Annotated in this window: 11 protein-coding genes; 9 read left to right on the top strand and 2 right to left on the bottom strand. The window is 64.2% G+C overall.

The annotated features are described in order from the left end of the window. Positions 1 to 2: 2 nt before the first annotated feature. Positions 3 to 1,244 carry an ABC transporter substrate-binding protein gene (locus FJ977_RS35905; RefSeq protein ID WP_172349248.1) on the bottom strand — a complete coding sequence of 414 codons (1,242 nt, stop codon included), beginning with the start codon at positions 1,242 to 1,244 and terminating at the stop codon, positions 3 to 5. Between the two features lie 154 nt (positions 1,245 to 1,398). On the opposite strand from FJ977_RS35905, the gene FJ977_RS21950 reads away from it, so the two are divergent. The 8 genes from FJ977_RS21950 to FJ977_RS21915 all read left to right on the top strand — a co-directional run bounded on the left by FJ977_RS21950 (position 1,399) and on the right by FJ977_RS21915 (position 9,830). Next, positions 1,399 to 2,430: a TetR/AcrR family transcriptional regulator gene (locus FJ977_RS21950; protein WP_140774739.1), complete on the top strand. Its 1,032-nt coding sequence runs from the start codon at positions 1,399 to 1,401 to the stop codon at positions 2,428 to 2,430. A gap of 371 nt (positions 2,431 to 2,801) precedes the next feature. Continuing rightward, complete coding sequence (locus tag FJ977_RS21945; protein ID WP_210243850.1) at positions 2,802 to 3,677, top strand: rhodanese-like domain-containing protein; 876 nt, start codon at positions 2,802 to 2,804, stop codon at positions 3,675 to 3,677. A 5-nt stretch (positions 3,678 to 3,682) separates the two neighbouring features. After that, positions 3,683 to 5,083, top strand: a complete 1,401-nt coding sequence (locus tag FJ977_RS21940; protein WP_140774280.1) for an LLM class flavin-dependent oxidoreductase — start codon at positions 3,683 to 3,685, stop codon at positions 5,081 to 5,083. Beyond that, on the top strand, positions 5,080 to 5,733 hold the full coding sequence (locus FJ977_RS21935) for a YkoF family thiamine/hydroxymethylpyrimidine-binding protein (protein ID WP_140774279.1): 654 nt from the start codon (positions 5,080 to 5,082) through the stop codon (positions 5,731 to 5,733). The genes FJ977_RS21940 and FJ977_RS21935 overlap by 4 nt, the downstream gene beginning before the upstream one ends. Positions 5,734 to 5,897: 164 nt before the next feature. Then, positions 5,898 to 6,656, top strand: a complete 759-nt coding sequence (locus FJ977_RS21930; RefSeq protein WP_246683318.1) for an ABC transporter permease — start codon at positions 5,898 to 5,900, stop codon at positions 6,654 to 6,656. Beyond that, positions 6,653 to 7,420 (top strand): ABC transporter ATP-binding protein, encoded by a 768-nt coding sequence (locus FJ977_RS21925; RefSeq protein ID WP_140774278.1) that lies wholly within the window; start codon positions 6,653 to 6,655, stop codon positions 7,418 to 7,420. The genes FJ977_RS21930 and FJ977_RS21925 overlap by 4 nt, the downstream gene beginning before the upstream one ends. 22 nt (positions 7,421 to 7,442) lie before the next feature. Further along, a complete protein-coding gene (locus FJ977_RS21920; RefSeq protein WP_246683250.1) occupies positions 7,443 to 8,465 on the top strand; it encodes an ABC transporter substrate-binding protein in 1,023 nt (340 codons plus the stop codon). Positions 8,466 to 8,471: 6 nt separating this feature from the next. Next, the gene (locus FJ977_RS21915) at positions 8,472 to 9,830 is read left to right on the top strand and encodes an LLM class flavin-dependent oxidoreductase (RefSeq protein WP_140774277.1); all 1,359 of its coding nucleotides are present in this window, start codon (positions 8,472 to 8,474) and stop codon (positions 9,828 to 9,830) included. Positions 9,831 to 9,885: 55 nt separating this feature from the next. On the opposite strand, the gene FJ977_RS21910 is transcribed toward FJ977_RS21915, so the two are convergent. Continuing rightward, positions 9,886 to 10,539: a MarR family winged helix-turn-helix transcriptional regulator gene (locus tag FJ977_RS21910; protein WP_140774276.1), complete on the bottom strand. Its 654-nt coding sequence runs from the start codon at positions 10,537 to 10,539 to the stop codon at positions 9,886 to 9,888. A 118-nt stretch (positions 10,540 to 10,657) separates the two neighbouring features. Here FJ977_RS21910 and FJ977_RS21905 point away from each other — a divergent pair, with 118 nt between their 5' ends. Then, positions 10,658 to 12,184 (top strand): MDR family MFS transporter, encoded by a 1,527-nt coding sequence (locus FJ977_RS21905; RefSeq protein ID WP_140774275.1) that lies wholly within the window; start codon positions 10,658 to 10,660, stop codon positions 12,182 to 12,184. Positions 12,185 to 12,305: the final 121 nt, after the last annotated feature.

Below are 12,305 nucleotides of genomic sequence, written 5' to 3'. Positions count from 1 at the left end.
CGCTACTTCACATCCACCTGTTCGATCTTGACCTGCTTGCCGCCCTGATACTGGAAGACGTCGTACAGGCTGGACGATGGATCACCATTGTCCTTGAAGCGGAAAGCGCCGGAAACGCCGACATAGTCGATCGGCTTGCCGGCGGCGGCGGTCTTCACCGCATCGGCCAGGGTTTCGATGGTGAACTGCGGCGCACCGTCCTTGGTCACCGAGCGAATCTTGTCGCGAATGGCGCCGGGCTCGGTCGAGCCGGCCTCAACCGCGGACAGGAAGCACAGGATGGCCGCGTCGAAGCTGTTGGCGGTATAGGACGCATTGGCGACGCCGCCGGCTTCGTCCCAAAGCTTGTTGAATGCCTTGAACGCGTCGGTTCCGGTCGGTGATCCGCCGGCAACGCCATAGGCGCCTTCCAGCGCTTCAGGCGGGATATTGTCGGGAACCTTGGCAAAGGACAGCGCGTCGGCAACGAAGACCTTTTTCGCGTCGAACTTCCCGGTTCGCACCAGCGCGGCGCCAAGCTTCGCGTAGGTTTCCGGATAATCGATCACGACATAGGCGTCCGGATTGCCGGCCACGGCCTGACCGGCCTCGGAATCGAAGCTTTCCTGCTGCGGGTCGAAGGAAATCGTGGTCGATATGGTACCGCCCTCAGCCTGCCAATCCTGCGTGAAGCTCTTTGACAGCGCATCCCCATAGGGTTCGTTGCGGAAGATGATCGCGACGGCCTTGCCTTTGCCGACATGATTTTCGATAGCCTTGACCAGCGCCTTCGACTGCAGATCGTCGGCCGGCACGGGGCGGTAGATCGTGCCATCGTCCTTGACCGTGCGCAACCGCGTGCTCGACGCAAGCGGCCACAGCGTGATCTTGCGCTGCATGGTGATGCCGTTGAGCACGGAGATGGATTCCGGTGTTGTCGATGGGCCCATGATGCAAGAGGCGCCCTTGTCGACCAGCGTACGCGTTGCCGAAAGGGCGGCCTGAGGATCGCCCTGCGAATCCGCGGAGACGATGCTGACGGTGATCGCCGCGCCGGCGTCCTTGGCCGCCTGGTTGGCGACCTTGGCCGACAGGTTGATCGCCTTTTCGGCCGGCGGCCCGAGTTCCGAAAGGGGACCCGTCGATTCGAGCAATGCTCCGATCTTCAGATCAAGCGGTTCTGCATAGGCCCCCGGTGCCGAAGCCAGGATCGCGAGCGCTGAAACTGCCGCCCAAGCCGCGAGCCGTCCGATTTTGCACGACATTTCCATCTCCATGACATTTGAAAACAAGCGATTGACAGGCACTACTGATCGTTCAGTAATGAAGCGTATCAAAGGCTTTTGAGTCAAGCGATTGGAATTCCCTTTTTTTGCAATATGAAGGACGTTTGTTGCGCGGCGGCGGCGAGGGGGGAACATGGGAAAGCTCGAAATGTCTTCGGCATGGTCGTCAGCGGTGACGATCACCTCCGCCGCGCCGGACAGTGTGGTAGGGCGCCTGACGGTCCCAGGCGCCCGTTCGGCGGGCTCGCCGCTGGGTCTGCTTACGGATTTCGCGGGCCAGCTCGCGTCCGCTGGCGCCGCCTCGGCACTTGGCCCGACGCGCAAGGCGCAAGAGATCGAATGCCGGACAAGTCTGTTTTCCCACCATGTCGAAGGCCGGTTGAAAGGCGAGGCGACCTTGCTCTTCAGCGATGGCTCGACAATGAACTGGCAGATCCTGGTCCATGACGAGGAAGGCAAGACGGTTTGCGCCGTCAGCATGACCCATCTGGTCGTGCAGGCCGAGCCGACAGGCATCGGCGAGCCGGCCGGACCCTTGTCGAATTCCGGCGAGCCTGTGTCCGATGACGCGTCGTCCCCCGACGAAGCGATGAGCCCGGCCGACAAGAGACGCGCCCAGATTGCCGCCGCCGCCGCCGCCGTCATTGCCCGCAAGGGCTTTGGCAATGCCACCATGCGCGAAATCGCGGACACGGCTGGCATGCATGTGCCGACGATGTACCAATATGTCGCCAGCAAGGATGAAATGCTCGAACTGGTCTATATCTGGACCATGGCGCGGGTGCGCACCGACGTGGACCTTGCCACCGTCAATTGCAGCACGGCCACCGAAAAGCTTCGCGCCACCATCACGGCGATCATAGACAAGGGCGACCGCTTCGGCAGGGATGTCGGCGTGCTCAACCGCGAACTCAAGTCCCTGTCACCGGCCGCCAGGATTCGCGTCCTGGCGGAATATCGCAAGCTGCTGCTGCAGATCGCGCAACTCGTCAGCGACGGAATAGCTGCGGGAGAGTTCCGTGCTGTCGAACCCGAGATCGCCGCCAATTTTGTCGATGCGGTTTGCGATATCTGGGCATTGCGACCCTTCGCGGTCAGACAGTTCGGCCAGGCGGCCTTTCACGACGAGGTCGCGGAACTCATTTTGCGCGGATTGAGGAACTGACGTTTCGAAGGGTCTCGTCTCGATGATCCTGAGCCTCCTGCATGGCCCAAGGCGGGAGATGCGAGGTCAGTGGTATCGTGCGGACCAGCGAAGCCACTATAAGGCGCGCACGATGCCAGCCGGCCTAAAAGGGTGACCGGCCGTCGGTCTATTGTGCATCATCCGGGCCTCTTGAGCGCCAGCAAACAGAAAACAAATCCCTGATCCCGCCTGCCGGCGACCGTTCATTTCCTTTCGTTGTACAATAATGTCTATAAAAATAATCAACATTAACACCTAACGCTATGGTTCTCGAGGCCGTGCGCGGGTGGCTACGCAACGAACAAGACAAGAAGCTCACCGCAAGCTCTCAACCGGTCTCACAGGCAATCGTGACGCAATCCCATCCATCTCTCAGCATACCCGGCCGTCTGATCGATGTCGGCTGGCTAGCCACGCGCCTTGGCACGCCTGGTCTGGTGGTGCTTGACGCAACCGTACCCTATGGACCTGGGGGGCCTGACGGCGCGCTTGGGCGCAGCCACTGGCAGGAGGCGCATATTCCCGGGTCGCGTTACGCGGACTTGCAGCGATCGCTTTCGGACGCCGCCGCACCGTTCTCCTTCGCCTTTCCGCCTGCCGAAAAGCTCGCGGCTTCGTTGCAGGCGCTCGGCGTCCATGACGGAGCGGCGGTGGTCATTTACGACGACTTCCTCAATATGTGGGCGACGCGCATCTGGTGGATGTTGCGCGCCATCGGCTTCACCAATGCCGCGGTGCTCGATGGCGGCTGGAAGGCGTGGGTCGCGGCGGGGAAGCCGACCGAGTCGGGCACGGGTGCGGCGACGCCCGCGGCCAAGCCGCTGTCGGTGCGTCCGCTTCCATCCTTCACGGACATTACGACGGTGCAGGCGCATGTCGCCGGTCAGCGCCAGGGCGAAGCACTGGTCTGCGCGCTGCCTGAAGGCTATTTCACCGGCGCCGACAAGGTCGGGGGCCGTGGCGGTCACATACCGGGCAGCATCAACATTCCCGCCGGGTCGCTACTGGATGCCGAGGGCAGGTTCCTGTCGCCCGAACAACTGCGTACCCGTCTTGCTCCTGTCGACGGGGCATCTTCCGTCACCCTCTATTGCGGCGGCGGCATTTCGGCGACCGTCGTTGCCTTCGCGCTCGGGCTGACAGGTCGCGAGGACGTCAAGGTCTACGACGGTTCGCTGGAGGAGTGGAATGCCGATCCCTCCCGGCCCCTGGCGACCACGGGCTGACGGCCATGCAAAAGCTGATCCGCCTCAACGGCTTCAAGCAGTCGACCGTCAGCCATGCGGCAGTGGGCGCATGGCGGCATCCCGACAACCAGTCGCACCGTTATCGCGAGCTCGACTACTGGATCGAGACGGCCAGGACCCTGGAAGAGGGGCTGTTCGACGGCCTGTTCGTGGCCGACGTGCTCGGCGTGCTCGATACACATGGCGGCAGCATGGCCGGCACACTCAAGCAGGGCGTGCAGACACCTTCCACCGATCCACTGCTTGTCGTCTCCGCCATGGCCGCCGCGACCAGGCATCTGGGCTTCGCCATCACCGTCTCGACGACCTACGAACAGCCCTATGCGCTCGCCCGCAAGCTGACGACGCTCGATCACCTGACCGGCGGCCGCATTGGCTGGAACATCGTTACTTCGGCACTGGAAAGTGCTGCCCGCAATCTCGGCCATGACACGCAGGTGCCGCATGACGAGCGCTATGCGATCGCCGACGAGTTCCTGGAGGTCGTCTACAAGCTTTGGGAAGGCAGCTGGGAGGATGACGCGGTCGTCATGGACAGGGCCGCGGGCATTTTCGCCGATCCGGCCAAGGTCCATCCGATCCGTCACAAGGGGCGCTACTTCAGCGTGCCGGACGCTTTCGTTGCCGAGCCGTCGCCGCAGCGCACGCCGGTGCTTTTCCAGGCCGGTGTTTCCGGGGTGGGCCGCGAGTTCGCCGCCCGCCACGCCGAGGGCATCTTCATCGCGATCCACCGTCCCGACCTCGCGCGCAAGATCGTCGACGATGTCCGTGCCCGCGCCGAACGGCTGGGACGCGATCCGCAAAGCCTGAAATTCTTTGCCATGGCGACGGTCGTGACTGGCGCCGACGATGCGGCGGCACAGGCGACGCATGAAGCCTATCGCGAGGTGATCAGCACGGAAGGGCATCTGGCGCGGCTGAGCGCCATTCTTCAGCTCGACCTTTCCAGGCTCGATCCCGACGCGCCCCTCGAATATGTCGAGACGCAAGGCATCCGCAGCGTGCTGGAGATCTACACCAGGCTTGATCCGACCCGCCGCTGGACGCCGCGCGCGATCGGCGAGTTCCTGGGCATTGCCGGCGGCGGTGCCGAGATTGTCGGTGGCCCGGTTCGGGCCGCCGACCAACTCGAAAGCTGGTTCGACGAGGCCGGGATCGACGGCTTCAACATCACCGATCCGATGCCGCTTCGCAGCTATCGCGATTTCAACGCCTTTGTCTTGCCGGAACTTCGCCGGCGAGGGCGTGTGCGTGAGCACTATGACGGCACGACCTACCGCGAGAGCTTCTACGGCGCCGGGCACAAACGGGCGCCCGACGACCACCCGGCAAGCGCCTATCGGGATCTTGCCGCATCCCCCAATCACCTCTGGAGAACGGCATGACCGACATCGTTCAACCCAACAGCCTGTCCGGCGCCACTCCCATATTCGAAGGTGAGGTCGGCGCGAATTTCTCGCTGGTTCCCGCGTCCGACCGCTTCGTGCCGATCATACTGGACGCGGTCGCCGGGCTGAGCGAAATCGAGGGGCTGACGGTCTCCACCGACAGCATATCGAGCCATCTCGCCGGCACACCCGACATCGTGTTCGGTGCGCTGACGACGACGTTCGTGCGTGCCGCCGCAAGCGGTGCGCATGTCGTCCAGACGGTGCTGGCCTCGCGCGGCTGCCCCGGCTGGGAGGGGACATTCGTGCCGGTTTCCAGCGCCGAGGCAAGCACCGGCGCGGTATCCGCCGCCGTGGCCCGGTTCGGAAATCCCGCCGCTTCGGGAATACAGGTTGCCGCGCAGTTCGCGTTGCTGCCTCTCGCCGCATCGGACTACATCGAGACGATCGCCCAGACACTCGTCTTTCTCAAAGCCGTCGGTCTGCGGACCACCTCCAAGGATTTCGGCACGCGTGTCGACGGCGACGCCGCGCATGTGCTGGCGGCGTTCTCGACCATACTGACGCATTTTGGCAATCCGGCCGGACACGTCGTGCTGCAGGCGACCCTGGTCGCGAACAGCCCCTCCGGGGAAGCCTTCAAGTGACCACGGCAAAGCTGGCGCGACGACCGGACGAAGCCTACGAGCTGCCCGCGGGGCGACCGGCCCATGGGCAGGACGCGCGCAAGGTCGTCACGCCCGTCGGTTCATCGCCTGTCGCGACGGTCGTCGCGCAGCCGAGCGACCTTGGAAAACGCCTCGGCAACGCGATCGGCGCGGCCTGGCCGGCAACGCTCCTCGTCGCGGCGATCATCCTCGCCTGGGAACTCTATGCCCGCTATTCCGGCATCAAGGCGACGACGCTGCCGGCGCCGTCGCGCGTCGTGGAGCAGATCGTCGTCAACCGCCAGGCGCTGATCGACAACGCGCTTCCCACGATCGCCGCGACCTTGAGCGGCTTTGCGCTTTCGGTGGCGTCCGCCTTCCTGTCTTCCGTCCTGGTCGACTTCGTGCGGCCGCTGCGCCGTGCGCTGTTTCCGGTGTTCATCATCAGCCAGACCTTGCCGCTGGTCGCGATCGCACCGCTGGTCGTGCTGTGGTTCGGCTTCGGCCTCCTGCCGAAGATATTGCTGGTGGCCCTCGTCACCTTCTTCCCCATGATGGTGGCGCTGGTCCAGGGGTATGACTCGACCGACAAGGACATGGAGTGGCTGCTGCGTTCCATGGGGGCCACGCGTCTCCAGGTTTTCCTCAAGGCGCGTCTGCCTTCGGCCATTCCCTTCTTCTTCACCGGCCTGCGCATTTCGATCACCTATGCCGTGGTGGGCGCGATCTTCGCCGAATATTCCGGGGCGGCGAAGGGGCTTGGCATCTACATGCTCAGCGCCAAGAACAATTTTCGGCCCGACCTCGTACTGGCGGCCGTGTTCTGCAGCGCTCTCGTGACGCTCGTGCTCTTCGGCTGCACCGTCTTGATCGAGCGCCTGTCCATGCCCTGGGAGCAGGCGCGCAAGGACGGTGGCAAATGACCGCGTCCAGGCTCTCGCTGCGCCATGTCGCCAAACGCTTCGGCGCGCTCGATGTGCTGGGCGACATCAATCTCGATGTCGCCGCCGGCGAATTCGTGTCCATCCTCGGTCCGTCCGGGGCGGGTAAGTCGACCCTGTTCCAGATCCTGACCGGCGCCACCATGCCGGAGGCGGGCAGCATCGCTTTCGACGGGAGCGAATTGACGGATCCCGCCGGCAAGTTCGCCTTCATGCCGCAACGCGACGCCCTGATGCCGTGGCGGCGCGTGCTCGACAATGCCGTGCTCGGCCTTGAAGTGCAGGGCGTGCCGCGCCGCGAGGCACGCCGGCGCGTCGCTCCGCTGTTCGAGCAGTTCGGCCTGGCCGGCTTCGAGCAGCATTATCCCAGCCAGCTGTCAGGCGGCATGCGCCAGCGGGTCGCGCTGTTGCGGACCGTCGTCCAGGACCGGCAGATGTTGCTGCTCGACGAGCCGTTCGGCGCGCTGGATGCGCTGACGCGCACCTCCATGCAGCAGTGGCTCGAGCGCATGTGGGAACGCCATCGCTGGACCGCGCTGCTCATCACCCACGATGTGCGGGAGGCGGTTTTTCTGTCCGACAGGATCTATGTGCTCTCGGCACGCCCCGCCCGTGTGGTCCGCGAGATCGCCGTGCCGCTCGGCCGTCCGCGCACCGTGCATGATCTTTCCGCCCCCGAGGCGACAAGGATCGAAGCCGAGCTTCTCGATGCGCTGCTCGGCAGCGCTTCGTCCGAACTTGCCTGATATCGAACCAAAGGAGACTGAATTGATCGACCTCGACCGCCGCAAGGCAATCAAGCTCGCCGCCAGCATGTTGGCCGGCGCGATGATCTTCGCATCCCCCGTCTATGCGCAGGAGGCGAAGAAGGTGACCGTTGCCCTCGACTGGACACCGAACACCAACCACATCGGCCTCTACGTGGCGCGCGAAAAGGGTTTCTACAAGGAGGCCGGTCTCGACGTCGAGATCCTGCCTTATTCCGACACCGCCGCCGGCACCCTGGTCAGCAATCACCAGGCCGATTTCGGCGTTGCCGGCGTGGGCTTCTACACCCAGCACGCGGCCGGCGCCGACCTCAAGGCGGTTTACGCTGTTGTCCAGCATGAGACCGGGCGCGTCGTCTTCAACGCCGACCGCGCGGACATCAAGTCGCCCAAGGACCTGGACGGCAAGACCTATGGCGGATTCGGCAGCGCCTGGGAGAATGCGCTGATAGGCAGCATCATCAAAGCCGACGGCGGCAAGGGCGACATCAAGACCGTCACGCTGGGAACGTCGGCCTATGAGGCTCTCGCCAATGGCTCGGTGGATTTCACGCTCGAGGTCGTGACATGGGAAGGCGTTCAGGCCGAGTTGCTCGGACAGAAGCTGACGACCTTCAAATACAGCGACTATGGGGTTCCCGAGCAGCATACCACGCTTCTGGTTTCGAGCGATGCCTACCTCAAGCAATCGCCGGACGCGGCCAAGGCCTTTCTCGCCGCAACGCAGAAGGGGTACGCCTATGCCGTTGATCACCCAGATGAAGCCGCCGACCTTCTGATCGCCGCCAATCCGGACGCCCTCACCAACAAGGACCTTGTCCATGCCTCGGTGAAGTCGCTGGTGGAGGGACATTATCTGCGCGGCGAGAACGGTGCGGTCGGCACCATCGATCCGGCCAAGAACGCCGCCATCGGCGACTATCTCTTCGCCAACGGCATCCTCAAGGACGGCAATGGCGCGGCGCTGACTGAAAAGCCTGATTTCGCGGGCTACATCTCCAACGACTACCTGCCGAAGAACTGACGACACATGTCCGCCATACCGCGCTTCCTTCGGCTGAACGCCGTCGTCTACGGCCTCGGAAACCACGAGGCCGCCTGGCGCATGCCGGAAAGCGATCCCTTCGCGACCACATCCTTGGCGCATTGGGTAAGGCTGGCGCAACTGGCGGAAGCGGCCGGCTTCGAATCCCTGTTTCTCGGCGACGTGCTGGCCCTTCTGCAGGGCGCCGAGAAACACCTCTCCGATACGATGGATCCGCTCGTCATCCTGTCGGCCCTTGCCGCCGTGACCAGCCGCATCGGCCTGATCGGCACGCTCTCGACCTCGTTCGAGCCGGCGTTCCACATAGCGCGCCGCTTCGCCTCTCTCGATCATATCACCGGCGGACGCGCCGGCTGGAACATCGTCACCTCATCCAATCGCCTCGAGGCGAGCAATTTCGGCACCGACCGACTGCCGGACCATGCCGAACGCTATGCAAAGGCAAGGGATGTCGTCGATGCCGCCATGGCCCTGTGGGACAGCTGGGATGCCGACGCCCGCATCGGAGACAAGCAGGCGGGGCTCTATTTCGATCCCGCCAAGGTTCGTGCCGTCAATCACAGCGGACCGTTCGTGCGCACGGCCGGGCCGCTCAACACGCCGCGCAGCCCGCAAGGGCGGCCACTCCTGGTCCAGGCAGGCTCATCCGAGGACGGCCGGGACCTCGCGGCTTCGCGTGCCGACCTGGTCTTCACCGCGCAGCTTTCCCTCGACGATGCCCGGGCTTTCTATCGGGATATCAAGACACGCGCCGAACGTGCGGGCCGCGATCCCGACACGGTCCTGGTCATGCCCGGCATCATGCCGGTGGTTGCCGAGACGCGCGCCGCCGCGCAGGCCCGCCTCGACGCCATCGACGGCGTCATCGTGCGCGAGCACGCGCTTGAACAGCTTTCGGAGTATCTGCAGACCGATGCCCGGAGCTTCGACCTCGATGCACCGCTGCCGGCAAGCGTCGGTGATGAAGGCCGCTCGCAGGCCAACAAGAGCCGTTTCGCCCTCATCGTCACGCTGGCGCGCCGGGAAGGATTGACGGTACGTCAACTCCTGCAGCGCGTCGGCGGCGGGCGAGGGCATTTCTTGCAGGCGGGGACAGCGGCCGAGATCGCAGACACGATGCAGGAATGGTTCGAGACTGGCGCGGCTGACGGCTTCAGCGTGATGTGTCCCGTGCTGCCCGCGGATCTGGAAACCTTCAGCGCCGGTGTCGTCCCGGAGCTCGGGCGACGCGGGCTTCTGGGAACCTACGCGCCAGGATCCACCTTGCGCCAGCGCATCGGACTGCCAAGCGAGTTCGATCGGCGTGGCCATCGAGACGCGCATGAGGCGAAAGGAACCGGCTGACCGAGCCGTCGTCCACAAGGGGGCGGACCAGGCTTTTGCACGATATGGGCGGCGCCTATTTCGCTTCGGGCAGTTCCAGCACCGGTTCGGTCTCGTCCATCATCTGCTTGACGGCATCCGCCGACCTGCGCATCCCCGCTTCGTCGATGGCCCAGCCGGCGAAGCGTTCCAGCAGGGTGGCGAACGTCACCAGTTCCTGCTCGTCCCATTGCGCCAGTGCACCGGCGAAGATCCGCAATTTGGTCTGGCGCACAGCCGTCACCAGGCGCTCGCTCTTGGCGGTGAGTTTCAGGCAAATGCGCCGGGCATCGAGTTGCGATGCGACGCGGAAGGCGTAACCGCGTTCGACGAGATCGGCGGAGATGCGGCTGGCGCGGGAGGGGTCGATCCCCATGCGTTCGGCGATGATGCCGACCGTCACCTCGTCCTGCGGCGTGTCGCCGACGATCGCACTGAGCGCTAGTATCGCATCGAGATGGCTCACTTCCAGCGAGGGATCGATGCGCTCCAGGATCAAACGACCGAATTCCCGGCGCTGGACCGAGCGGCGCACCTTGTTCATCACAGCATCGATGGCGGCGACGGCCTCGGCCGCCGCTTCCGACAGGCCACTGCCGCGCGCCAGATCCGCCAGATCCTGATCGCCATGCGTCTGGCACGGTGTTGAAAATCGGTCAGGCTTGCCCAACCCGGTATCGTTGCTGCTCATATCACAGCGCGCTAACAAAAATACATGTCAATGTCAATTACATGCTGACAGCATATATCTGATATTGACATATATCTGCCGTGGGCACATAAACCGCGCCCAGCCTGCGGAGACACCGATGACACTCGACTCGACCCTTCCGGATGCGGCGCCCGTAGAGGAGGCCAGGCCCGACCTTGCGACGCTGATCGTCTATTTCGGTGCGCTGATCGCCATGTTCATGGCCACCATCGACATGCAGATCGTGGTCACCGCCTTGCCCACCATCGCCGGAGAACTGGGCAATTTGCATCTGTTCGGCTGGGTCGGCGCCGCCTACCTGCTGTCGACGGCCGCGGTCGCGCCCTTCTACGGCAAGCTCGGCGACATGTATGGCCGCAAGAACGTCGTGTTGACGGCGATCACCTTGTTCCTGCTGGGTTCGCTGGTCTGCGGCATGGCATGGTCGATGGAGAGCCTGATCGCCGCGCGCGTCCTGCAGGGCCTCGGCGGCGGCGGCTTGATGGTTTCGGCTTTCGCCATGATCGGCGAATTGTTCGGGCCGCGCGACCGCGCCAAATATCAAGGCTACAGCTCGGCGGTGTTCGCCCTGTCCTCGGTCCTCGGTCCGTTGGCCGGCGGCTATATCACCAGCCTGTTCGGCTGGCGCTGGGTGTTCCTGGTCAACCTGCCGATCGGCATCGTCGTGCTGGCGGTGCTGGCGTTCGCCATGCGCAGCCGGTTCAACGAGAAGAGGCACCGCATCGACTATCTGGGCGGCTTGCTGCTGGCCGTCGGCACCACGGCAATCGTCTATTGGGGCTACCATGTCCTCGACCCCGCTGGCCCGGATCTGCTTACCTTCGTGCTGCCGGCCCTCGCATTGGCGGCAATCGCCTCGTTCATCATGGTCGAGCGGCGGGCCGAGGAGCCGATCGTGCCCTTGCGGCTGTTCGGCATCTCGACGGTCCGCATCGTCTCGGGCGTGTCGGTGGTCGCCGGATCGGTGACGCTCGGCATGTTCTTCTATTTCGCGCTCTACATGCAGACGCTGACCGGACTGAGCCCGGCCGAAGTCGGCTTCCTGTTCCTGCCGGCTTCCCTGACCTCGATGGTCATCTCGATCGTGGCCGGACGGGTGATTGCCGCGACCGGCCGCTACAAATGGATGCCTGTGGTGGCGATGGGTATTGGCGGGCTGCTGATGATAGGTTTTGTCTTCATCAATTCGCACACGCCGATCTGGGTTCTGGCGGTGATGATGGGCCTGTTCGGCATCAGCATGGGCCTGCAGTTCCAGGTGCTGATCGTTGCCATCCAGGCCGCGGCGCCGCTGCAGGATATCGGCGCGGTGACGTCGCTGATCACCCAGGCGCGGACGATCGGGGCGTCCTTGGGACTGGCGCTGAACGGCGCGGTGATGACCTGGGCCCTGAACCGGCAGACTTCGGAGCTTCCGGCCGATGCCGCCGCCCTGCTGCCGGACGGCTTGACCGGGCTGAACCCGCATCTGGCCTCGAGCCTGCCGGCCGCGATCCGCGATGTGGTGCTCGGCCACTATTCGAGTGGCTTCAACGTGATGTTCCTCTGGGTGGCGGCGCTCTACTTCGTCGCCATGGCCCTTACGCTTCTGCTCGAGGATATCCAGATCCCGAAGCGGGGCTGAGCCCGGGCATCGGCAAGTGGGGTCGAGCCTGCCACTGAACCTGGCAGGTGGTTCTCGGCGCGCGGTGGGTATCGATCGGTTCGATCGGAATTGCGCGCGGCTGTTGTCGGGCGCCGGCGTT

Source organism: Mesorhizobium sp. B2-1-3A, from assembly GCF_006442655.1.
Classification (GTDB): domain Bacteria; phylum Pseudomonadota; class Alphaproteobacteria; order Rhizobiales; family Rhizobiaceae; genus Mesorhizobium.
This window is presented reverse-complemented; position numbering and strand designations above follow the sequence as displayed.